At 70.8% G+C, this 20,999-nt stretch carries 22 protein-coding genes; 7 read left to right on the top strand and 15 right to left on the bottom strand.

What is annotated here, in order from left to right; translation table 11 throughout:
- The first annotated feature begins 6 nt into the window (after positions 1 to 6).
- Complete coding sequence (locus tag ACFC0D_RS15180; RefSeq protein WP_376435004.1) at positions 7 to 675, top strand: potassium channel family protein; 669 nt, start codon at positions 7 to 9, stop codon at positions 673 to 675.
- The gene (locus ACFC0D_RS15175) at positions 675 to 1,355 is read left to right on the top strand and encodes a TrkA family potassium uptake protein (RefSeq protein ID WP_329114949.1); all 681 of its coding nucleotides are present in this window, start codon (positions 675 to 677) and stop codon (positions 1,353 to 1,355) included. Before ACFC0D_RS15180 ends, ACFC0D_RS15175 begins: the two co-directional genes overlap by 1 nt.
- A gap of 145 nt (positions 1,356 to 1,500) precedes the next feature.
- On the opposite strand, the gene ACFC0D_RS15170 is transcribed toward ACFC0D_RS15175, so the two are convergent.
- The 8 genes from ACFC0D_RS15170 to ACFC0D_RS15135 all read right to left on the bottom strand — a co-directional run bounded on the left by ACFC0D_RS15170 (position 1,501) and on the right by ACFC0D_RS15135 (position 9,167).
- Positions 1,501 to 2,256, bottom strand: coding sequence for a DUF3159 domain-containing protein (locus ACFC0D_RS15170; RefSeq protein ID WP_376435001.1), 756 nt, complete (start codon positions 2,254 to 2,256; stop codon positions 1,501 to 1,503).
- Between the two features lie 3 nt (positions 2,257 to 2,259).
- On the bottom strand, positions 2,260 to 2,658 hold the full coding sequence (locus ACFC0D_RS15165) for an OB-fold nucleic acid binding domain-containing protein (RefSeq protein ID WP_361967355.1): 399 nt from the start codon (positions 2,656 to 2,658) through the stop codon (positions 2,260 to 2,262).
- Positions 2,659 to 2,851: 193 nt separating this feature from the next.
- Complete coding sequence (locus ACFC0D_RS15160; RefSeq protein WP_376434998.1) at positions 2,852 to 3,538, bottom strand: response regulator; 687 nt, start codon at positions 3,536 to 3,538, stop codon at positions 2,852 to 2,854.
- A gap of 166 nt (positions 3,539 to 3,704) precedes the next feature.
- Positions 3,705 to 6,251, bottom strand: coding sequence for an ATP-binding protein (locus tag ACFC0D_RS15155; protein WP_376434995.1), 2,547 nt, complete (start codon positions 6,249 to 6,251; stop codon positions 3,705 to 3,707).
- A gap of 185 nt (positions 6,252 to 6,436) precedes the next feature.
- Entirely contained in the window at positions 6,437 to 7,165 is a 729-nt protein-coding gene (locus ACFC0D_RS15150; protein WP_376434992.1) for an ABC transporter ATP-binding protein, read from the bottom strand.
- Between the two features lie 145 nt (positions 7,166 to 7,310).
- A complete protein-coding gene (locus ACFC0D_RS15145; RefSeq protein WP_376434989.1) occupies positions 7,311 to 8,069 on the bottom strand; it encodes a DUF3710 domain-containing protein in 759 nt (252 codons plus the stop codon).
- 1 nt (position 8,070) lies between these two features.
- A complete protein-coding gene (gene dut / locus ACFC0D_RS15140) occupies positions 8,071 to 8,583 on the bottom strand; it encodes a dUTP diphosphatase (protein ID WP_376434987.1) in 513 nt (170 codons plus the stop codon).
- Positions 8,583 to 9,167, bottom strand: coding sequence for a PaaI family thioesterase (locus tag ACFC0D_RS15135; protein ID WP_376434985.1), 585 nt, complete (start codon positions 9,165 to 9,167; stop codon positions 8,583 to 8,585). The genes dut and ACFC0D_RS15135 overlap by 1 nt, the downstream gene beginning before the upstream one ends.
- A gap of 58 nt (positions 9,168 to 9,225) precedes the next feature.
- Between ACFC0D_RS15135 and ACFC0D_RS15130 the strand changes: the two genes are divergently transcribed.
- The gene (locus ACFC0D_RS15130; RefSeq protein ID WP_376434983.1) at positions 9,226 to 9,762 is read left to right on the top strand and encodes a DUF3093 domain-containing protein; all 537 of its coding nucleotides are present in this window, start codon (positions 9,226 to 9,228) and stop codon (positions 9,760 to 9,762) included.
- Here ACFC0D_RS15130 and ACFC0D_RS15125 read toward each other — a convergent pair.
- From ACFC0D_RS15125 to ACFC0D_RS15110, 4 genes are all read right to left on the bottom strand, one after another.
- A complete protein-coding gene (locus tag ACFC0D_RS15125; protein ID WP_376434981.1) occupies positions 9,759 to 10,763 on the bottom strand; it encodes a hypothetical protein in 1,005 nt (334 codons plus the stop codon). The genes ACFC0D_RS15130 and ACFC0D_RS15125 overlap by 4 nt on opposite strands.
- A 12-nt stretch (positions 10,764 to 10,775) precedes the next feature.
- Positions 10,776 to 11,072: a DUF4193 domain-containing protein gene (locus ACFC0D_RS15120; RefSeq protein WP_003955561.1), complete on the bottom strand. Its 297-nt coding sequence runs from the start codon at positions 11,070 to 11,072 to the stop codon at positions 10,776 to 10,778.
- Positions 11,073 to 11,467: 395 nt separating this feature from the next.
- Positions 11,468 to 12,703, bottom strand: coding sequence for a sensor histidine kinase (locus ACFC0D_RS15115; protein WP_376434979.1), 1,236 nt, complete (start codon positions 12,701 to 12,703; stop codon positions 11,468 to 11,470).
- Positions 12,704 to 12,707: 4 nt separating this feature from the next.
- Positions 12,708 to 13,361, bottom strand: coding sequence for a response regulator transcription factor (locus ACFC0D_RS15110; RefSeq protein ID WP_132914883.1), 654 nt, complete (start codon positions 13,359 to 13,361; stop codon positions 12,708 to 12,710).
- Between the two features lie 385 nt (positions 13,362 to 13,746).
- Here ACFC0D_RS15110 and ACFC0D_RS15105 point away from each other — a divergent pair, with 385 nt between their 5' ends.
- A complete protein-coding gene (locus ACFC0D_RS15105; RefSeq protein ID WP_315893340.1) occupies positions 13,747 to 13,920 on the top strand; it encodes a hypothetical protein in 174 nt (57 codons plus the stop codon).
- Between the two features lie 67 nt (positions 13,921 to 13,987).
- On the opposite strand, the gene ACFC0D_RS15100 is transcribed toward ACFC0D_RS15105, so the two are convergent.
- On the bottom strand, positions 13,988 to 14,812 hold the full coding sequence (locus ACFC0D_RS15100; RefSeq protein WP_376434976.1) for an inositol monophosphatase family protein: 825 nt from the start codon (positions 14,810 to 14,812) through the stop codon (positions 13,988 to 13,990).
- Between the two features lie 9 nt (positions 14,813 to 14,821).
- On the bottom strand, positions 14,822 to 15,949 hold the full coding sequence (locus ACFC0D_RS15095) for a ferrochelatase (RefSeq protein WP_376434974.1): 1,128 nt from the start codon (positions 15,947 to 15,949) through the stop codon (positions 14,822 to 14,824).
- Positions 15,950 to 16,082: 133 nt separating this feature from the next.
- On the opposite strand from ACFC0D_RS15095, the gene ACFC0D_RS15090 reads away from it, so the two are divergent.
- Both ACFC0D_RS15090 and ACFC0D_RS15085 read left to right on the top strand, forming a co-directional pair.
- A complete protein-coding gene (locus ACFC0D_RS15090; protein WP_376434972.1) occupies positions 16,083 to 17,354 on the top strand; it encodes an MFS transporter in 1,272 nt (423 codons plus the stop codon).
- Positions 17,335 to 18,633, top strand: coding sequence for a D-arabinono-1,4-lactone oxidase (locus ACFC0D_RS15085; RefSeq protein ID WP_376434970.1), 1,299 nt, complete (start codon positions 17,335 to 17,337; stop codon positions 18,631 to 18,633). The genes ACFC0D_RS15090 and ACFC0D_RS15085 overlap by 20 nt, the downstream gene beginning before the upstream one ends.
- 3 nt (positions 18,634 to 18,636) lie before the next feature.
- On the opposite strand, the gene ACFC0D_RS15080 is transcribed toward ACFC0D_RS15085, so the two are convergent.
- Entirely contained in the window at positions 18,637 to 19,446 is an 810-nt protein-coding gene (locus ACFC0D_RS15080; protein ID WP_376434968.1) for a hypothetical protein, read from the bottom strand.
- Between the two features lie 487 nt (positions 19,447 to 19,933).
- Between ACFC0D_RS15080 and sepH the strand changes: the two genes are divergently transcribed.
- On the top strand, positions 19,934 to 20,965 hold the full coding sequence (sepH, locus tag ACFC0D_RS15075; RefSeq protein ID WP_376434966.1) for a septation protein SepH: 1,032 nt from the start codon (positions 19,934 to 19,936) through the stop codon (positions 20,963 to 20,965).
- Positions 20,966 to 20,999: the final 34 nt, after the last annotated feature.

Raw genomic sequence — 20,999 nt, 5'->3', positions numbered from 1 at the left:
GGGGACGTGCACATCGTCATCATGGGCTGCGGGCGAGTGGGAGCCGCTCTCGCGCAGACCCTGGAGCAGCAGGGGCACACCGTCGCGGTCGTGGACCAGGACCCGACGGCTTTCCGCCGTCTGGGCTCGGGCTTCGGCGGACGCCGTGTCACCGGCGTCGGCTTCGATCAGGACACGCTGCGCGAGGCGGGGATCGAGGAGGCCGGTGCCTTCGCCGCGGTGAGCAGCGGCGACAACTCGAACATCATCGCGGCGCGGGTCGCGCGCGAGATGTTCGGCATCGAGAACGTGGCCGCCCGGATCTACGACCCGAGGCGCGCCGAGGTCTACCAGCGGCTCGGCATCCCCACGGTCGCCACGGTCCGCTGGACCGCGGACCAGATGCTGCGGCGACTGCTGCCGTCCGGGGCGGAGCCGCTGTGGACCGACCCCAGCGGTGGCGTGCAGCTCGCCGAGGTGCACACCTCCGTGGCGTGGATCGGCCACAAGATCAGCAAGCTGCAGGACGAGACGGGTGTGCGCGTGGCGTTCCTCACCCGGCTCGGCGAGTCGATCATCCCGACGTCGCAGACCGTGCTGCAGGAGGGCGACCTCGTGCACGTGATGATGCGTACGGACGAGATCGCGAAGGTCGAGGAGGCCTTCGCCGAGGGTCCTGAGGAGGGCGGTCACTGATGCGTGTCGCTATTGCGGGCGCGGGTGCGGTGGGCCGTTCCATCGCGGGCGAGCTCCTGGAGAACGGGCACGAGGTGCTGCTGATCGACAAGGCGCCGACCGCCATCTCGGTGGAGCGGGTTCCGCAGGCGGAGTGGCTGCTCGCCGACGCCTGTGAGATCACGTCGCTCGACGAGGCTGCGCTGCAGCGCTGCAACGTCGTGATCGCGGCCACGGGTGACGACAAGGTGAACCTGGTCGTCTCGCTGCTCGCGAAGACCGAGTACGGCGTGCCGCGCGTGGTCGCCCGGGTGAACAACCCGAAGAACGAGTGGCTCTTCAACGAGTCGTGGGGCGTGGACGTCGCCGTGTCGACGCCGCGTCTGATGTCGGCCCTGGTCGAGGAGGCGGTGAGCGTCGGCGATCTGGTCCGGCTGCTGCGCTTCAGCCATGGTGACGCGAACCTCGTGGAGCTGACCCTCCCGCCGGAGTCCGCGATCGCGGGTACGGCGGTGGGCGATGTGGCCTGGCCGCAGGACACCTCCCTGGTGACGATCATCCGCGGCTCCCGGGTGCTGACCCCGAGCCCGGAGGAGACCCTGGAGGCGGGCGACGAGCTCCTCTTCGTGGCCGCCCAGGCCCGCGAGGAGCAGCTGGAGGACCTGCTGTCGGTCCGCCGCGACACGTCGTCGGCGAGCTGAGCCGAAGCCGTCGGGCAAGGACGAGGAAGGGCCCGGGACCTTGAGAGGTCCCGGGCCCTTCCGTCTGTGCTTACGCGCTCTGTGCTTACGCGCTCTGTGCCTACGCGCTCTGTGCCTACGCGCTCTGTGCCTACGCGCTCTGTGCTTACGCCTCCGGCTGCCGCGCCGCGGCCGCCTTGCGGGCCTTCTCGGCCTCTTCCTCGGCTTCCATCTCGGCGAAGACGTCGATCGGCGGCGGCGCCTTCGCGAGGAAGACCCACGTCAGATACACCGCGAGCAGGAAGGGCGGGATCTTCAGCGCGACCAGGACCCAGCCGAACTTGGTCGTGTCGGCCCACCAGTACATCGGGAAGAGGATCGCGCACTTGCCGAGCAGGATCAGGCCCCATGCCCAGCTCGCCTTGGTGTACGCCTTCTTGCGGCCGGGGTTACGGGTCCGCCAGGAGAGGTTCTCCTTGAAGACCGGGCCGAGGATCAGGCCGATCAGCGGGACGCCCGCGAGCGCGGTGATGATGTACGCGAGGGCGAGGCCCAGCGTGTACAGCATGCCCGGCAGATAGAAGTCCTTGGCGTTGCCGGTCATCATCGCGAAGACCACGCCGAACGCCACGCCGAAGACGCCGCTGAACGCGTGCTTGACGGTGTCCCGGCGGATCAGCCGGACGGCGACGAGGACCACGGAGACCGCGAGTGCCGCGATCGCCGAGGTGTGCAGGTCCTTGTTGATCGTGAAGATCGTGACGAAGAGAAGGCCGGGCAGGACCGTCTCGACCATGCCCCGCAGGCCGCCGAAGGCCTCGAACAGCGCAGCCTCCGTGACCTCCTTCGTGGCCCGGGAATCTTGGTGCGCCTGAGCGTCCTGGGCGTCCTGATCCGTCGTCGGCTTGTCGAACGACGTCACCGGCTACTCCTGTCCGAGCGGTCGGAGCTCGTATTTGGGGTTGAAGAGGACCCGCCGGCCGTGGCTCATCGAGATGCGACCGGAGGCGATCAGCTTGCGGCCCGGCTCGATGCCCACGATGGACCGCCGGCCGAGCCACACCACGTCCAGCGGGGCCGTGCCGTCGAACAGCTCGGCCTCGAGGGCCGGCACACCGGCCCGAGGACGCAGGGTGACCGTGCGCAAGGTACCAGTCACCTTGACTATCTGGCGGTCGGAACAGTCGGAGATTCGGGTGCAGCCCGACGCCTCGGCGTCCTCCTGGAGCTCTTCGGACTCCAGCTCCTCCTGCGAGGTGGACAGCCGGTCGAGCATCCGGCGGAACCGCCCGGCCGGCTTCTCTGTACGCGGTGCAGCACTCATACAGAAAGCGTACCGGCCCCGGCCGACAGGGGAACCGGCCGTCCTCGCCGACTCCTCCGCCCCCCTGGAGCCCGCCTCCGCCCCCTGGAGCCCGCCTCCGCCCCGGCCTGAGCGCCCTGCTCGGCGCCGTTCCGGCCCACCTCTCGGCGCGCCCCTCTCAGCCCTCCCGACAGCGCGGCTCTCGGTGCGCCTCTCAGCGCTCGAAGCGGTAGCCCATGCCCGGTTCGGTGACGAAGTGCCGCGGGTGCGAGGGGTCGGCCTCCAGCTTGCGCCGCAGCTGCGCCATGTACACCCGCAGATAGTTGGTCTCGGTGCCGTACGAGGGGCCCCAGACCTCCTGGAGGAGCTGCTTCTGGCTCACCAGGCGCCCGCTGTTGCGGACGAGCACTTCGAGCAGGTGCCACTCGGTGGGTGTGAGGCGGACGTCGCGCCCGTCCCGGTGGACCTTCTTCGCGGCCAGGTCGACCGTGAAGCCCTCGGTCTCGACGACCACGACGCCGTCCTCGCCGCCGCCGACCGGCTCGGCCCTGCGGACCGCGGCGCGCAGCCGGGCCAGGAGCTCGTCCATCCCGAACGGCTTGGTGACGTAGTCGTCGGCTCCCGCGTCCAGTGCCTCCACCTTCTCGTCCGAGGTGTGCCGCGCCGAGAGCACCAGGATCGGCACCCGCGTCCAGCCGCGCAGGCCCTTGATGACCTCGACGCCGTCGAGGTCGGGCAGTCCGAGGTCGAGGACGACCACGTCGGGGTGACGCTCGGCGGCCATCCGGAGGGCGGTGGCGCCGTCGGGCGCCGCGTCCACCTCGTACTTCCGCGCCTTGAGGTTGATCACCAGCGCGCGGACGATCTGCGGCTCGTCGTCGACGACGAGAACCCGGGTCATCGAAGGCTTCCTTCTCTCTGTCGGTCCTGTGAGGGTCGTACTGCTCGCGTTCGGATCGCGTCGACGGACCGAACGGCCGGATCGCACGGTCGGCTCCCTCGCTCGATGCGCCCGGCCGGATCGCACGGTCGGCGCCGGGGTCGGAGCCGCGGTCGCATGCCCCGGTTCAAGAAGTCACCCGGGCGGGTACGTCGGCGGCCGTCGGCGGCCGCTGCCCGGTCACGGCCTTGAGGGTGAGGGTCATGGTCAGTCCGCCGCCTGGCGTGTCCTCGGCGGTGATGGTGCCGCCCATGGCCTCGACGAAGCCGCGGGCGACCGCGAGCCCGAGGCCGACCCCGGAGCCGCGCGGAGCGTCCCCGAAGCGCTGGAACGGTTCGAAGATGCCGTCCTTGCTCTCGTCGGGCACCCCCGGCCCCCGGTCCACGACCCGCAGTTCGACCCGGTTGCCCAGGGCGCTGGCGGAGACGGCCACCGGCACGTCCTGCGGGCTGTACTTCACGGCGTTCTCGACGATGTTGGCGACGGCCCGCTCCAGGAGCCCCTTGTCGACCTCGACCATCGGGAGGGTTTCGGGGATGTCCAGCTCGGCGCTGCCGTCGGGAACCCCACCGAGTGCCATGGGGACGACCTCGTCGAGGTCGATGGCGCGGATCAGTGGGGTGACGGTGCCGGTCTGGAGCCGGGACATGTCGAGGAGGTTGCCCACCAGGTGGTCGAGCCGGTCGGCGCCGTCCTCGATTCCCTCGAGGAGTTCGGCGCGGTCCTGCTCGGACCATTCGATGTCGTCGGAGCGCAGGGAGGAGACGGCCGCCTTGATTCCGGCGAGCGGGGTACGCAGGTCATGGCTGACCGCCGCGAGCAGGGACGTACGGATCTTGTTGCCCTCGGCCAGCTTGCGGGCCTCCTCGGCCTCGCCGACGAGCCGCTGCCGGTCCAGTACCACCGCGGCCTGGGCGGCGAACGCACCGAGCACACGCCGGTCCTCGGCGGGCAGCACCCGGCCGGTCAGGGCGAGTGCCAGGTGCTCGCCGACGGGCATGTCCACGTCCGCGTCCTCGGGACGGGTGACGGGGTGGGCCCCCACGTTCGCCGCACACGTCCACGGCTCGACGTCGCTCGTCCGTTCCAGCAGGGCGACGGACTCCATGGCGAAGGTTTCGCGGACCCGTTCGAGGAGGGACTCCAGACTCGTCTCGCCGCGCAGCACGCTTCCGGCGAGGAAGGAGAGCGTCTCGGCCTCGGCCCGCAGGCGGGCGGCCTGGTGGGTGCGGCGGGCCGCCAGGTCGACGACCGACGCCACGGACATGGCGACGCCGAAGAAGACGGCGATCGCGACGATGTTCTTGGGGTCGGCGATGGTCACCTTGTGCAGGGGCGGGGTGAAGAACCAGTTCAACAGGAACGAGCCGAACGCGGCCGACGCCAGCGCCGGCATGAGTCCGCCGAGCAGCGCCGCGGCAACGGTCAGCGCCAGGAACAGCAGCATGTCGTTGGCGAGGCCGAGGTCGGCGTCGACATGGGTGAGCAGCAGGGCGAGCAGGCCGGGTCCCGCGATGCCGACGATCCAGCCCCAGATGATCCGGGGGCGGCCGAGGCGGGCGCCGCGGGTGACGGGCAGTCCGCGCCCCTTGGCGACCTCTTCGTGGGTGACGATGTGGACGTCGAGGTCGGGGCCCGACTCACGGGCGACGGTCTGGCCGACGCCGGGGCCGAACATGTACTGCCAGGTCTTGCGCCGGCTGGAGCCGAGGACGATCTGGGTGGCGTTGACCCCGCGGGCGAATTCGAGGAGGCCCGAGGGGATGTCGTCGCCTATGACGTGGTGGAACGTTCCGCCGAGGTCCTCGACCAGGGTCCGCTGGACGGCGAGTTCCTTGGGCGAAGCGGCCGTGAGGCCGTCGCTGCGGGCGATGTAGACGGCGAGGACCTCACCGCCGGCGCCCTTCTCGGCCAGCCGGGAGGCGCGCCGGATGAGGGTGCGGCCCTCGGGTCCGCCGGTGAGCCCGACGACGATCCGCTCGCGGGCCTGCCAGGTGGAGCGGATGTTGTGCTCGCCCCGGTACTGCTGGAGGTACTCGTCGACGCGGTCCGCGGTCCACAGCAGTGCGAGCTCGCGGAGCGCGGTCAGGTTGCCGGGGCGGAAGTAGTTGGCGAGGGACGCGTCGATCCTGTCCGGCTTGTATATGTTGCCGTGGGCCATGCGGCGGCGCAGGGCCTGGGGCGACATGTCGACGAGCTCGATCTGGTCGGCGCGGCGGACGACCTCGTCGGGGACGGTCTCCTGCTGACGCACACCGGTGATCGACTCGACGACGTCGCCCAGGGATTCGAGGTGCTGGATGTTGACCGTCGATATGACGTCGACCCCGGCGGCGAGCAGCTCCTCTATGTCCTGCCAGCGCTTGCCGTTGCGGGAGCCCGGGACGTTGGTGTGGGCGAGTTCGTCGACGAGCGCGACGGCCGGCTTCCTGGCCAGGACCGCGTCGACGTCCATCTCGGTGAAGGTGGTGTCGCGGTACGCGAGGGTGCGGCGCGGCACCTGCTCGAGGCCGTGCAGCATGACTTCCGTACGGGGACGGTCGTGGTGCTCGACGAAGGCGACGACACAGTCCGTGCCGCGCTCGACCCGCCGATGGCCCTCGGAGAGCATCGCGTACGTCTTGCCGACGCCCGGTGCCGCACCCAGGTAGATCCGTAGCTTGCCGCGTCCCATGGCATGACCTTACGTCCAGCGAAACGGACATTCTGCACGAGGGGCAAGGCCCGGGGGCCGTATTGACGGGATCCTGATGTGGATCCGATATCCGTCCCGCGCGGGATCGAAGAATGGATATCAGATCCAATATTCAATGTCTGATGTCCGATATCCAGGATCCCCGGCGCGCGACTACTCCGTCGTCAGTGCTCGATGATCTCGCCGTCGCCCAGTTCCAGCACCCGGTCCGCGAGCCCCAGAAGCTGGGTGTCGTGCGTGGCCACCAGCGCCGTGACGCCCTCGCTGCGGACCACCGCGCGCAGGAGCTCCATCACCGCGAGCCCGGTCTCGGCGTCGAGCTGGCCCGTCGGCTCGTCGGCGATCAGCAGGGCCGGCCTGTTGGCCAGGGCGCGGGCGATGGCGACGCGCTGCTGCTGGCCGCCGGAGAGTTCGCCGGGCCGCTGGGCCGCGTGGTCGGCGAGGCCGACCAGTGCGAGGAGGAGCGCGATCCGCTCCTCCCGCTCCTTCGGATCCGCCCTGCGCAGCCGGAGAGGCACGCCGACGTTCTCCGCCGCGGTGAGGATCGGGATGAGCCCGAAGGACTGGAAGATGAAGCCGATACGGTCCCGGCGAAGCTCCAGGAGTCCGTCCTCGCCGAGCTCCGCGAGGTCCGTGCCGCCGATGGTGATCCGGCCGTCGTCGGGGCTGTCGAGGCCGCCGACCAGGTTGAGCAGGGTGGTCTTGCCGGAACCGGAGCGGCCTTTGAGCGCGACGAGCTCGCCGCGCGGGATGTCGAAGGAGACCCCGCGCAGGGCATGGACGGCCGCCGCGCCCGTACCGTACGAGCGGTGCAGGTTCTCGACCCGGACCATGGGTCCGCCGGACGGGTCCTCGACCACCGCCGTGCCGGACCGCGCGCTGCTGTCACTCATCCCCGAACTCCCCCTCGTCGAACGTGTGCGCCCGTCAGTATGTGCCGCGGAGGGGCCGCCGGGCCAGGGTCCGGGAAACGCCGGTGGGCCGCATTCCGGACAACGTGTTCGGAATGCGGCCCACCGGCCTCATGGAATCAGGGGTTCAGCGGACCTCGGTGATCTCCGGTCCGCGCTGAAGCTGGCCCATGCCGCCGGAGAAGCGCGAGCCTTCCTGCTCCTCCTGCTGGACACCGTCGGGCACCATCTGCGCGTCGTTCGGGAGCTTGAGGACGATCGGGTCGCGCGGGGCCATCGGGCCGTCGCCACGGACCACGACGGTGTCCCGCACGATCTGCTCCAGCAGACCGGCGGCCTCCGGCTGCACCGCTCCCTGGCCGGAGATCACTCCGCGCAGGAACCAGCGGGGTCCGTCGACACCCACGAAACGCACCAGCTGCACACCGCCGGTGCCGTCGGGCAGCTGCACCGGGACCTGGGCCCGCAGCTCCCAGCCCAGCGGGCCCTCGACCTCGTCGATGACACCGCCCTGCTGGGTGATGCCGGAAGCGATCTCCTCACGGACCTCGCCCCAGATGCCTTCCTTCTTGGGCGCGGCGAAGGCCTGCAGCTGCACGGCGCTGTCGCGCAGGACGACGGTCGCCGCGACGATCGCGTCGCCCGCCACCTCGACCCGCAGCTCCATGCCCTCCACACCGGGTACGAAGATGCCACCCAGGTCCACCCGCCCGTCCTCGGGCTTGGAGACCTCGGAGATGTCCCACGGCCCGTCGGGGCGGGGGGCCGGCGGAAGATTCACCCGACGCGGGGTGTCCTTACCGTCGGTGCCGACCTCGTCGACGACCTGCTCGGCCTCGCCCGCTGCGTCCTCAGCGGCACCGCTCTTCTTGCGACGTCCGAACACGTCACTGTCCTTCCCGGTCGGATACGACCGAAGCGTATCGATTCCCACCCGTTGTGCCGTCCACAGCGGCATGACCGCCGGTGGACCCGAAGCCCCCCTCGGCCCGCGCCGAGCCGGGAAGCTCCGCCACCTCGTGGAAGCGCACCTTCTCGACCTGCTGGACGACCAGTTGGGCAATCCGGTCGAACCGTTCGAACCGCACGCTTTCGCGCGGGTCGAGATTGACCACGATCACCTTGATCTCTCCACGGTACCCGGCATCCACCGTCCCCGGGGCATTCACGAGGGCGACTCCGCACCTGGCAGCGAGCCCGGAGCGAGGGTGAACGAAGGCGGCGTAGCCGTCGGGCAGGGCGATGGAGACCCCGGTGGGCAGCACGACCCGCTCCCCGGGGGCCAGGACGGCCGCCTCGGTGGTCACGAGATCGGCTCCGGCGTCGCCGGGGTGGCCGTAGGCCGGGATCGGCACCTCGGGGTCCAGGCGCCGGATCAGGACGTCGACAGGGTTGCGCATCAGGGGTTCACCTCGAAGGCGCGGGCGCGCCGGACCTGGTCGGGGTCGGACATGGCGGCCTGGATCTCCTCCGGGCGGCCGTTGTCGATGAAGTGGTCGACCTTGACCTCGATGAAGAGGGCGTCGGCGCGGACCGCGACGGGGCCGTCGGGCCCGCCGATCCGGCCGGTGGCGGTCGAGTAGATCTTGCGTCCGTGCACGGCGGTGACCGCGGCCTCCAGGTGCAGGACTGTGCCGACCGGAACGGGCCGCGCGAAGTCGGTCTCGAGTCGGCCGGTGACGGCGATGACCCGGAGCAGCCAGTTCAGGGAGCCGAGGGTCTCGTCGAGCGCCGTGGCGAGGACGCCGCCGTGCGCGAGTCCGGGGGCACCCTGGTGGTCGGGGGTCACGGTGAACTCGGCGGTGACGGTCACGCCCTCACCGGCCCGGGCCTCCAGATGCAGACCGTGGGGCTGCCCGCCGCCGCACCCGAAGCAGTACTCGTAGTGCGCGCCGAGGAGCTCGCCGGGGGCGGGCGCGTCGGGGTGGCGTACCGGCGGTATGGCGTCGGCCGGCGGGGTGAGGGCGGCAGATGTTGCAGTCACAGCCGCAGACCTTACCCGCGAGGCCGGGCGCAGGTCGCGCCGTGCCAAGCTTGGACGTATGCAGCCTTCCGTACCGCCTTCCGCGCCGCGCTTCGACGAACGTCTGACCGCCCCCCGCTCCTGGTGGGTGATCACGGCTCTGCTGGGTCTGTCCGGCGGTCTGGTGACGTTCCCGCTGGGCACGGTCCCGACGCTGGGCGGGCTGCTCGTCGCGACGGCGCTGGCGGCGGTCGTCGTCTCCTCGTACGGCTCGGCCCGGATCCGGGTGGTGGCCGGTTCGCTGGTGGCGGGCGACGCGCGGATCCCGGTTTCGGCGCTGGGTGCGCCGGAGGTACTGGACGCGGAGGAGGCGCGCGCCTGGCGCACGTTCAAGGCCGACCCGCGCGCCTTCATGCTGCTGCGCAGCTATGTCCCGCGCGCGGTCCGGGTCGAGGTGACGGACCCGGCGGACCCGACGCCCTACGTCTATCTGTCCAGCCGTGACCCGGAGGGCCTCGTCGCGGCCCTGGAGGCCGCACGCACGGAGAACCCGGGCGACGCCGAGGCCGGGACCAGTGAGGCCATGACCGCCGAGGTCCGGGCCTGCGAGGGCTAGAAGCCGATCTCCTTGGGGTTCTCGGGCTGCTCCAGCGGGGGCAGCTCCTCCAGGGCGCTCCAGGGCACCTGGCGCCTCCGCAGGTCCTTGCGGACGTGCTGGGCGAGCTTCTTGGTGTCGCGGCGGTTCATCACCGCGCCGACGGCGGCACCGACCATGAACGGCATCAGGTTGGGCAGGTTGCGCACCATGCGCTTCATGATCTGCTGACGCAGTTCTCGCTTGAGCTGCCCGCCGAGCGCCGCGTTGACGGTGGTCGGCTTGGTGGGGTCGATGCCCCGTTCCTCCGTCCAGGAGGTCAGATACGCGGTCGACCGCTGGGTGAGCGTGCCGGGCGGCCGCAGGCCGTACACCTCGTGCAGCTCGGCGATGAGCTTGAGCTCGATCGCGGCGACTCCGGTGATCTCCGCCGCGAGCTCGGCCGGCATCGCGGGGGGTACGGGCAGCATCGCGGCGGCGCCGATGCCCGCGCCGACCGTCGAGCTGGCGTTGGCTGCGCCCGCGACGAGCTTGTCGGCGATCTGCTCGGGCCCCATGCCCGGAAAGTGCCTGCGCAGGGTCGCCAGGTCCCGGACGGGAATGCGCGGGGCGATCTCGATGAGCCGGTCGGCGAGATAGCCGATCCCGGCTTTGGCGCTCTCGCCGCCACGCTTCACGCCGCGTTTGACGGCGTCGATCCGCGCGCGGTCGAGTTTCATACGGTCCAGCTGTGCGCGCGCCGGATCGGCGACGCGCCTGACGGCGTCGAGACGGCGCCCGCCACGCGGGGCCTCCCGATCCACCGGCTCCGTCGTTCCGGCCGTCCCGGTCGTGACGACTGCTTCGAGCGAGGCCGAGGGGCCCCGCCCGTCGTCACGTGCGCCGAGAGAGGGCAGGAGGGCGCTCTGCTCGGCTTCAGGGGCCTCCTGAGCACCCTCCGCCGGGTCCGAGCCGCCCTGATACGCCTCCGGCCTCCCAGGAAGCCGGAAGCGTCGCTTCCGAGACGGTGAGTCGCCTGCCACGGCAGAGCGACCTCAGTCGCAGTCGCGGCAGATCGGCTGGCCGTTCTTCTCTCGTGCCAGCTGGCTGCGGTGGTGCACGAGGAAGCAGCTCATGCAGGTGAACTCGTCGGCCTGCTTGGGCAGGACTCGTACGGCGAGCTCCTCGTTCGACAGATCGGCGCCGGGGAGCTCCAGGCCTTCTGCGGCCTCGAACTCGTCGACGTCGACCGTCGAGGTCGACTTGTCGTTCCGGCGAGCCTTCAGTTCCTCAAGGCTGTCCGAATCGACGTCGTCGTCGGTCTTGCGTGGGGTGTCGTAATCCGTTGCCATGTCGCTCTCCCCCTCTGGGTGGTTGCGGTGTCTCCAGCGCACGTAACGCGTGAGAGGCCGGACTTGTGCCCGACCCGAGGCGGAGATTTTGCCTCACATCAAGGTCTGTTACTCAATCGACACCCAACCGGCCCTCTCACGAGTGATCGGCTTTGGGTGGCGAACGGGACCGTACACGGTCCACCTGCCGTCCTTCACGGGCGCCACCCCGTGTACTTCCCGTCATCCAGCCCCCCGGAAACCCGGACTTTTCCGGGTTTTCCGAGGGATTTCTCAATCACGGAGAGTAGAGAGCCGGATGCTCGCTCCTGTGATCGATCACACATGAGCGTCTCAGAAACGGGATCCGGGAATTCCGCGCAAAGCGAACGGAACCGGCTGGTACCCGAAGTGTGTCAGATCGGGAGAGTGACACGCATCACGAGACCGCCGCCTTCGCGGGGCTCCGCGATGATACGGCCACCATGGGCCCGTGCGACGGATCGCGCGATCGACAGGCCGAGACCGACTCCCTTGTCGCTCCCCGTCCGCTCCTGCCGCAGCCTTCTGAACGGCTCGAAAAGGTTGTCGATCTCATACGCGGGAACCACGGGACCCGTGTTCGAGACGATGAGGACCGCCTGGCCGCGCTCGGTCTCGGTGGTGACCTCGACCCAGCCTCCTTCGGCCACGTTGTACCTCACGGCGTTCTGGACCAGGTTCAGGGCGATCCGCTCGAGCAGGACGCCGTTGCCCTGGACGACGGCAGCCTCCCGCTCACCGCGGATCTCCACGCCCTTGGCCACGGCCTCCGCGCGCACCTGGTCGATGGCGCGCGAGGCGACCTCGGCGAGGTCCACGGGCTTGCGCTCCACGATCTGGTTGTCGCTGCGGGCCAGCAGCAGCAGGCCCTCCACCAGCTGCTCGCTGCGCTCGTTGGTGGCCAGCAGGGTCTTGCCGAGCTGCTGGAGCTCCACGGGCGCCCCGGGGTCCGAGAGATGCACCTCGAGGAGCGTGCGGTTGATCGCCAGCGGGGTGCGCAACTCGTGCGAGGCGTTCGCGACGAAGCGCTGCTGGGCGGTGAAGGCACGCTCCAGACGCTCCAGCATCTCGTCGAAGGTGTCCGCGAGCTCCTTCAGCTCGTCGTCCGGGCCGTCCAGCTCGATGCGCCGTGCCAGATCGGATCCGGCCACCTGGCGGGCGGTCCGGGTGATCCGGCCGAGCGGGGAGAGAACCCGGCCGGCCATCGCGTAGCCGAAGGCGAAGGCGATGATGCTCAGGCCCAGGAGGGCGAACAGGGAGCGGCGCAGGAGGTCGCCCAGCGCCAGGTCCCGCTGGTGCTGGAGGCAGGCGGAGACGGCTTCGTTGAGCTGCTCCCCGGTTCCCGTGGCGGGCAGCTGGCACCAGGAGGTGGTCGGCTGGACCTCGCCCTTGACCACCTTGAAGGGCAGCTCCGAGGCGCTGTCGCCCAGAGCCTGCGCGGTGAACAGATAGATGATCGACAGCAGCAGGATGCCGGCGATCAGGAACATGCCGCCGTACAGGAGCGTGAGCCGTATCCGGATCGTCGGACGGAGCAGCGGCCTGACCGGGTCCCTGGGGTCCCAGGTCGGCTTCGGGGGCGCCTGAGGGGGCGCGGGGGTGGCGGCCACCGGGTCAGATCCGGTATCCGGAGCCGGGGACCGTCACGATGACGGGCGGCTCGCCGAGCTTGCGGCGCAGGGTCATCACCGTGACCCGTACGACGTTGGTGAAGGGGTCCGTGTTCTCGTCCCAGGCCTTCTCCAGAAGCTGCTCGGCCGAGACGACCGCACCCTCGCTACGCATCAGGACCTCCAGGACGGCGAACTCCTTCGGTGCGAGCTGCACCTCCTTGCCGTCGCGGAAGACCTCGCGGCGGTTCGGGTCGAGCTTGATGCCGGCCCGCTCCAGGACGGGCGGCAGCGGAACCGTGGTGCGCCGGCCGAGGGCCCGCACGCGCGCGGTGAGCTCGGTGAAGGCGAAGGGCTTGGGGAGGTAGTCGTCGGCTCCCAGCTCCAGGCCCTCCACACGGTCGCTGACGTCGCCGGAAGCCGTGAGCATCAGGACCCGGGTGGGCATCCCCAGCTCGACGATCTTGCGGCAGACGTCGTCGCCGTGGACCAGGGGGAGGTCCCGGTCGAGGACGACCACGTCGTAGTCGTTCACCCCGATGCGCTCGAGGGCGGCGGCGCCGTCGTACACGACGTCGACTGCCATGGCCTCCCGGCGCAGTCCGGTGGCCACCGCATCGGCGAGCAGCTGCTCGTCCTCGACGACGAGTACGCGCACGTCTGTCATTCCTTCCTGAGAGCCCTCGTCCCTCACGCGGACCCGGGCGGTTCTTGAGCACTGACTGTGCGTATCCATCCTGCCCGGTACGCGCGTAAACCGGCTGTAAGGCGGCCTACGGGCAGGAGCGGGAGGGCACGCGGGCGACGAGGGGGCGTGTGGGGGCACGAGTGGCTCGGAGAGGGGCGCGCGGAGAATTCACCGGATTCACGGGCCAGTTGAGGTTTCTGTGAGGAAGGGCGTGGGGAGGACGTCTGCACACCCCGCGATCACGCCCTGTATGTGGCGCGCCACAAGCCGCTCTGTCCCCCAGAGGTTGCAGCGTGTGATCCACCCCACCTTCGGCACACCCCCGTGCCACCGACCCATGACGAGGGGGCGCACGATGGACGCTTTCACCGCAGGACTGCTGCAGCGCATAAGGACTGCGCAGACCGACCTCACACGGGCACGCGAGACGGGCGACGACTTCCTCGCGGAGGTCGAGCAGGCCGAGCTCGACGACCTGCACCGCCTGGCCGCCGAGCACGGCGTCGAGGTCGGCGCCGCCAGCGCCTGACCCCTGACATGGAAGGGGCCCCGGTGTCGACGACACCGGGGCCCCTTCGCATGGGCGGTCCTCGCCTCTAGTCGCGCCAGGCCCCGAACTCCTCCAGGAGCTGCTGGAGCGGCTCGAAGACCCCCGGTGGGGCGGCGATCGTCAGCTCGCCCGACGGGCGCTCTCCGGGCCGTCCACCGGTCAGGGCGCCCGCCTCGCGGGCGATCAGGTCGCCGGCGGCGAGGTCCCACGGGTTGAGTCCGCGCTCGTAGTAGCCGTCGAGACAGCCCGCGGCGACGTCGCAGAGGTCGATGGCGGCCGATCCGCCGCGGCGGATGTCGCGCAGACGCGGGATCATGCGCTGCGCGATGTCGGCCTGGCGGGCTCGGCGGGTCTGGACGTAGGCGAAGCCGGTGGAGATCAGCGCCTGCTCCAGCGGGGGCGCGGGACGGACGGCCAGCCGGCGCTCCCCCACGTACGCGCCGCCACCGAGCACGGCCCGGTACGTCTCGTTCCGCAGGGGCGCCTCGACCACACCGACGACCGTCTCGCCGTCGCGCTCGGCGGCGATGGAGACGGCCCAGGTCGGCAGCCCGTAGAGATAGTTCACGGTGCCGTCGAGCGGGTCGATCACCCAGCGGACCCCACTGGTGCCGGGGCTGGCGGCGCCCTCCTCGCCGAGGAAGCCGTCGTCGGGCCGGTGCTCGGAGAGGAAGCCGGTGATCAGCTTCTCGGCGGCGATGTCCATCTCGGTGACGACGTCGATCGGGCTGGATTTCGTCTTCGCCACCGCCAGGTCGTCCGGCCTGCCGTCGCGCAGCAGGGCGCCGGCCAGGCGTCCCGCCTCCAGGGCGAGGTCGAGCAACTCGGTGAGCAGAGGGTCGGTCGGCACAGGGTTCACGGGCTCGGTCACAAGCACTCCTTATGCGTACGGGCTGTCGGCTCCGGCCGCCGCGGGCCGCTCCGCCCTCGCCGGGCAGCAGCCGATGGGGCAGAGGTCGTGGGAGGGCCCGAGGGCGCCGAGCGCGCAGCGCTCCACCCGGGCACCGCGCTCGCTCCCCGCGCGCTCCAGGACGAGGTCCCGTACCGCCGCCGCGAAGCGCGGGTCGGCTCCGACGGTCGCGGAGCGCCGGACCGGGAGCCCCAGCTCGGCGGCCTTGGCGGTGGCCTCGGTGTCGAGGTCGTACAGCACCTCCATGTGGTCCGAGACGAAGCCGATCGGGACCATCACGGCTGCCGGGACCCCGGCGCCTTGCAGCTCCTCCAGGTGCTCGCAGATGTCCGGTTCCAGCCAGGGGATGTGCGGGGCGCCGCTGCGGGACTGGTAGACGAGCTCCCAGGGGTACTCGACACCGGTCTTCCTGCGGACCTCGTCGACGATCACCCGGGCCACGTCGAGGTGCTGCTTCACATAGGCGCCGCCCTCTCCGTGCTCGCCGGCGGGGCCTGAGGAGTCGGCCGCCGATTCGGGGATCGAGTGGGTGGTGAAGGCGAGGTGGGCGCCGGCCCGGACGGACTCGTCGAGGTCGGCCAGCGAGGCGAGCACTCCCTCGACCATGGGCTCGACGAAGCCGGGGTGGTTGAAGTAGTGCCGGAGCTTGTCGACCCGGGGCAGCGGGAGCCCCTCCGCCTCCAGCTCCGAGAGCGCGTCGGCGAGATTCTCGCGGTACTGACGGCAGCCGGAGTACGAGGCGTAGGCGCTGGTGGTCAGGACGGCGATGTGTCGCCTGCCGTCGGTGACCATCTCCCGCAGGGTGTCGGTGAGGTACGGCGCCCAGTTCCGGTTTCCCCAGTAGACCGGCAGGTCGAGGCCGGCCGCCGCGAAGTCCGCCCGCAACGCGTCGAGCAGCGCGCGGTTCTGGTCGTTGATCGGGCTGACGCCACCGAAGAGGAAGTAGTGCTGCCCCACTTCCTTGAGCCGCTCCTTCGGAATGCCTCGGCCGCGGGTGACGTTCTCGAGGAACGGGACGACGTCGTCCGGGCCCTCGGGGCCGCCGAAGGAGAGCAGCAGAAGGGCGTCGTACGGGGCGGGATCGTGCTGATCGGACATGGCACCGATCCTCCCATCCGTCGCTGACGGCCGATGGCGCGCCCCGACCGAACAATGCGGCTGCGGCATTCAGTTCAACACCGTAGGCTTTAGCTATTAATTACACGTGTTGAGCTGACGCCCGGAGATCCTCTTGCCCAGTCCCTACCGCGCGATCTTCGCGGCGCCCGGCACCAGATCGTTCTCGGTCGCCGGTTTCATCGGCCGGATGCCGCTGTCCATGATGGGCATCGGCATCGTCACCATGATCTCCCAGGTGACGGGGAGGTACGGCCTCGCGGGCGCGCTCTCCGCGACCATGGCCATGTCCGCCGCCGTGCTGGGCCCCCAGGTATCGCGGCTGGTCGACAGGCACGGACAGCGCCGTGTGCTGCGTCCCGTGACCCTCGTGTCGCTGGTCGCTGCCGCCGGTCTGCTGCTCTGTGTCCAGCAGGGCGCGCCGGACTGGACCCTGTTCGTCTTCACCGCCGTGATCGGCTGCGTGCCGAGCCTCGGCGCCATGACCAGGGCGCGCTGGGCGGACATCTACCAGGGGGAGGCGCGCCGGCTGCACACCGCGTACTCCTGGGAGTCGATCGTCGACGAGGTGTGCTTCATCTTCGGCCCGATCATCTCCATCGGCCTGTCGACCATCTGGTTCCCCGAGGCCGGCCCGCTCTTCGCGGCCGTCTTCCTCGCCATCGGCGTCTTCTGGCTGACCTCGCTTCGCGCCACCGAGCCCAAGCCGCACCCGAGCGACGGGAGCTCAGGCGGTTCCGCGCTCCGCTCCCCCGGCCTTCAGGTCCTGGCCCTCGCCTTCGTCGCCACCGGCGCGATCTTCGGCTCGGTGGACGTGGTGACGGTGGCCTTCGCGGAGGAGCAGGGCAGCAAGGCCGCCGCCAGTCTGGTGCTCGCGGTCTACGCTCTGGGCTCCTGTCTGGCCGGCGCCGTCTTCGGCCTGCTCCACCTCAAGGGCGAGCCGTCGCGCAGGTGGCTGCTGGGCGTCTGCGCGATGGCCGTGAGTATGATCCCCCTCCTACTGGCCGGGAACCTGCCGTTGCTGGCCGTGGCGCTCTTTGTCGCGGGCCTGTCCATCGCACCGACGATGGTGACCACCATGGCCCTCGTCGAAGCACACGTGCCTCGCACCAAGCTGACCGAAGGCATGACCTGGACAGGGACCGGGCTCGCGATCGGTGTGGCGCTCGGCTCCTCGGCCGCCGGCTGGGTGGTCGACGCCTCGGGTGCGGAAGCGGCGTACGTGGTGCCCGTCGTCTCGGGCGCGCTCGCGGTCCTGGTGGGTCTCCTGGGCTACCACCGGCTGCGGCAGCCGGTGCCGACACGGGAGGGGCAGCGTGAGCGGGACGAGCAGGGGGCAGTCACAGCGGTCGGAGAGCACCGGGACGGTGAGCAGCCCGTGGCGTAACTGGGCGGGGAACGTCACCTCCCGTCCGGTGCGGGAGGTGCGCCCGGCCTCGGCCGAGGAGTTGGCCGACGCCGTCACGAAGGCGGCCGCGGACGGGCTGCGGGTGAAGACGGTCGGCACCGGTCACTCCTTCACCTCGATCGCAGCCACGGACGGCGTGCTGGTCCGGCCGGACCTGCTGACGGGCATCCGGCGCATCGACCGCGAGGCGATGACGGTCACCGTGGAGTCCGGCACTCCGCTCAAGCGGCTCAACGTGGCGCTGGCCCGGGAGGGCCTGTCGCTCACGAACATGGGCGACATCATGGAGCAGACGGTCGCCGGGGCCACCTCCACGGGCACCCATGGCACCGGCCGCGACTCGGCCTCCATCGCCGCACAGATCCGGGAGCTGGAGCTGGTCACCGCGGACGGGCAGCTGATGACCTGTTCGGAGAAGGAGAATCCGGAGGTCTTCGCGGCCGCCCGGATCGGACTCGGCGCGCTCGGCGTGGTCACGGCGATCACCTTCGCCGTGGAGCCGGTCTTCCTGCTCAGCGCGCGCGAGGAGCCGATGACCTTCGACCGGGTCACCTCGGAGTTCGACGCGCTGCACGCGGAGAACGAGCACTTCGAGTTCTACTGGTTCCCGCACACCGACAACTGCAACACCAAGCGCAACAACCGCAGCGCAGGCCCCGCCGCACCGCCCGGACGGATCAGCGGCTGGATAGAGGACGAGCTGCTCTCCAACGGGGTCTTCCAGCTCGCCTGTTCGCTCGGCCGGGCCGTGCCTCCGGTGATCCCCTCGCTCGCGAAGATCTCGAGCCGCGCCCTGTCGGCCCGTACGTACACCGACATCCCGTACAAGGTCTTCACCTCCCCGCGCCGGGTGCGCTTCCTCGAAATGGAGTACGCCCTGCCGCGCGAGGCGGCCGTCGCGGCGCTGCGCGAGGTGAAGGACATGGTCGAGCGCTCGCCGCTGAAGGTGAGCTTCCCGGTGGAGGTGCGGACGGCGCCGGCCGACGACATCGCGCTCTCCACGGCCTCGGGCCGGGAGACCGCGTACATCGCCGTGCACCTCTACAAGGGCACGCCCCACCGCGGGTACTTCACCGCCGTGGAGCGCATCATGACCGCGCACGGCGGCCGGCCGCACTGGGGCAAGGTGCACACCCGGGACGCCGCGTACTTCTCCGAGGTCTATCCGCGCTTCGCCGAGTTCACGGCGCTGCGTGACCGGCTGGACCCGGGTCGGCTATTCGCCAACGACTATCTGCGCCGGGTGCTGGGCGACTGACGATCACTCGGCCGGGATCTCCTGTCCGCCGGCATCGGTGCCGGTGGACGGGGTCCCGGTCGGGGTCGGCGTCGGCGTCGTGTCGGTGGGCGTGGGCGTCGGGGTGGGTGTGGGCTCCGGATCGCCCCCGGTCGAGCGCGAGGGCGTCGGCGCAGGGTCGGAGGTGGTGCCACCGGCCCCTGGTGACTGCGTGCCGGTACCGCCGCCGCTCTCGTCCCGCTCGCGCTGCCGCTCGGTCCGCGGCTGCTGCGAGGGCGTCGCACCGGTCGAGGGCTCGGTCCTGCCGCCGCCGTCGCCCCGGACGACCGAGCCGAAGGTCGTGCTCCCCTTGGTGCCGCTGAAGTCCTGATCGGAGATCAGTTCGTAGCCGGTGATGCCGCCCATGGCGACCAGGAAGACGAGCGCCGCGGCGATGCCGGAGCGCTTCCAGCCGCGGACGCGGGTGCCGTGCGTGGTGGCCTCGCCGAACTCGTCCCCGAACTCGTCGCCGTACGGGGCCGGCCCGGGCGCGCCGACGGTCGCGAACACCTGCGTACGGTTGGCCGCCTGCCGGACCGCGGGCCCCGCGGCCTTCGACGGCTCCGAGTGGACGGCGACCTCCCGTATCTGCTCTCCCGTGCGCTTGAAGAGGTGTTGGAAGACAGAGCCGCCGCAGGTCGCGATGACACTGATCACACCGGCGCCGAGGATCGTGCCGTACACGCCGAGGGTGGAGGCGAGTTTGGCGGCGACGACGGCGGCGACCGCGCTGCCGGAGACCTGGGCGACGCTGAGGTCGATCCGCTTCTTCTTCTCGTCCTTCGCCTGATCCATGCCTCGCCCTTGCCTGCTCATCCGTTCAACCATGCACCCACAAGGGACAAATGGGCGAAGTGAATAGTTCCGTTTCCGCTGGTTCTGTGAAGAGGGACACGTACGGGCAAAGGTCGCGGAGACTCAACTCCCGTACCTCCGGAGAAGTTGGGCGGCGTGCCGGTCCACCCAGGTGGCCCGAATGGAGTACTGTGTCGAGCCCTGGGTCCGGGCTCTCGCAAGGGTGCTCGGGGTCTACGGGAGGGGGCCGAAAGTGGCACTCGAACCGGCGGCGCCGTGGCACCGCACGGATTCCTGTCGCACAGCGTGACCGCCGGTCACTCTGCGTCGTAAATAGGTAACCGTGCCATAACGGCGTTCCAGGGTCCATGCCCGACACGCCGGGCAACTCGGCAAGGTTGTGGCAGGCTGCACCCGGGCAGGCCACACTCGACTAGCGGAAGCAGCGACGCACGTGACGTCGGCAGGCACCACCCGGGAGGTCCCCATGCCCGAACTGCGTGTCGTGGCCGTCTCCAACGACGGCACACGACTGGTGCTGAAGGCTGCTGACAGCACGGAGTACACGCTTCCGATCGACGAGCGGCTGCGCGCCGCCGTGCGGAACGACCGCGCACGGCTCGGTCAGATCGAGATCGAGGTGGAGAGCCACCTCCGCCCCCGCGACATCCAGGCACGGATACGGGCCGGTGCCTCCGCGGAGGAGGTCGCCCAGCTCGCAGGCATCCCCGTCGACCGCGTGCGGCGCTTCGAGGGCCCCGTGCTCGCGGAGCGGGCGTTCATGGCGGAGCGGGCCCGCAAGACCCCCGTGCGCAGGCCCGGGGAGAACACCGGGCCGCAGCTCGGCGAGGCGGTGCAGGAGCGGCTGCTGCTGCGCGGCGCCGAGAAGGACACCGTGCAGTGGGACTCCTGGCGTCGTGACGACGGCACCTGGGAGGTGCTGCTCGTCTACCGGGTGGCCGGCGAGGTCCACACGGCGAGCTGGACGTACGACCCGCCCAGGCGGCTCGTCCAGGCCGTGGACGACGAGGCGCGCTCGCTGATCGGCGAGACGGACGACACGATCGCCGCCGCGCCGGAGCCCAGCTTCCCCTTCGTGCCGCGCATCGCCCGGCTGCCGCGGGACAGGCCGCTGGACCGCGCGCTCGACCGCCAGATGGAGCGGCCCGCGCCGGTGGCCGAGCCGGAGGAGGAGCGGGACTCGCTCACCAGCCTCCTGGAGGCCGTGCCGAGCTTCCGTGGCGACATGGTCGTCCCGGACCGGAACCCCGAGCCGTCCTCGACCGAGCCCTCCGACGAGCCCGAGGCGGAGGAGCCCCCGGCTCCGGCGGCCTCGGCCGGCGCGGGCTCGGCCTACGCCGACGTCCTGATGCCCCGCGCGGTCTCGGGCCACCGCGACCGCCTGACGGGCACCACGGACCGCCAGGCCGAGGCCGACGGCGTCCGCCCGGGCCGCCGCGCGGCGGTCCCGAGCTGGGACGAGATCGTCTTCGGCACACGAAGGAAGAAGCAGGACTGACGTCCGTACGGGAAGGGGGCCCGCGCCGACAAGG

Origin of the sequence: Streptomyces sp. NPDC056222 (genome assembly GCF_042264065.1) — a bacterium.
GTDB lineage: Bacteria > Actinomycetota > Actinomycetes > Streptomycetales > Streptomycetaceae > Streptomyces.
The sequence above is the reverse complement of the archived record's forward strand: the minus strand, read 5'-3'. Positions and strand labels throughout refer to the sequence as shown.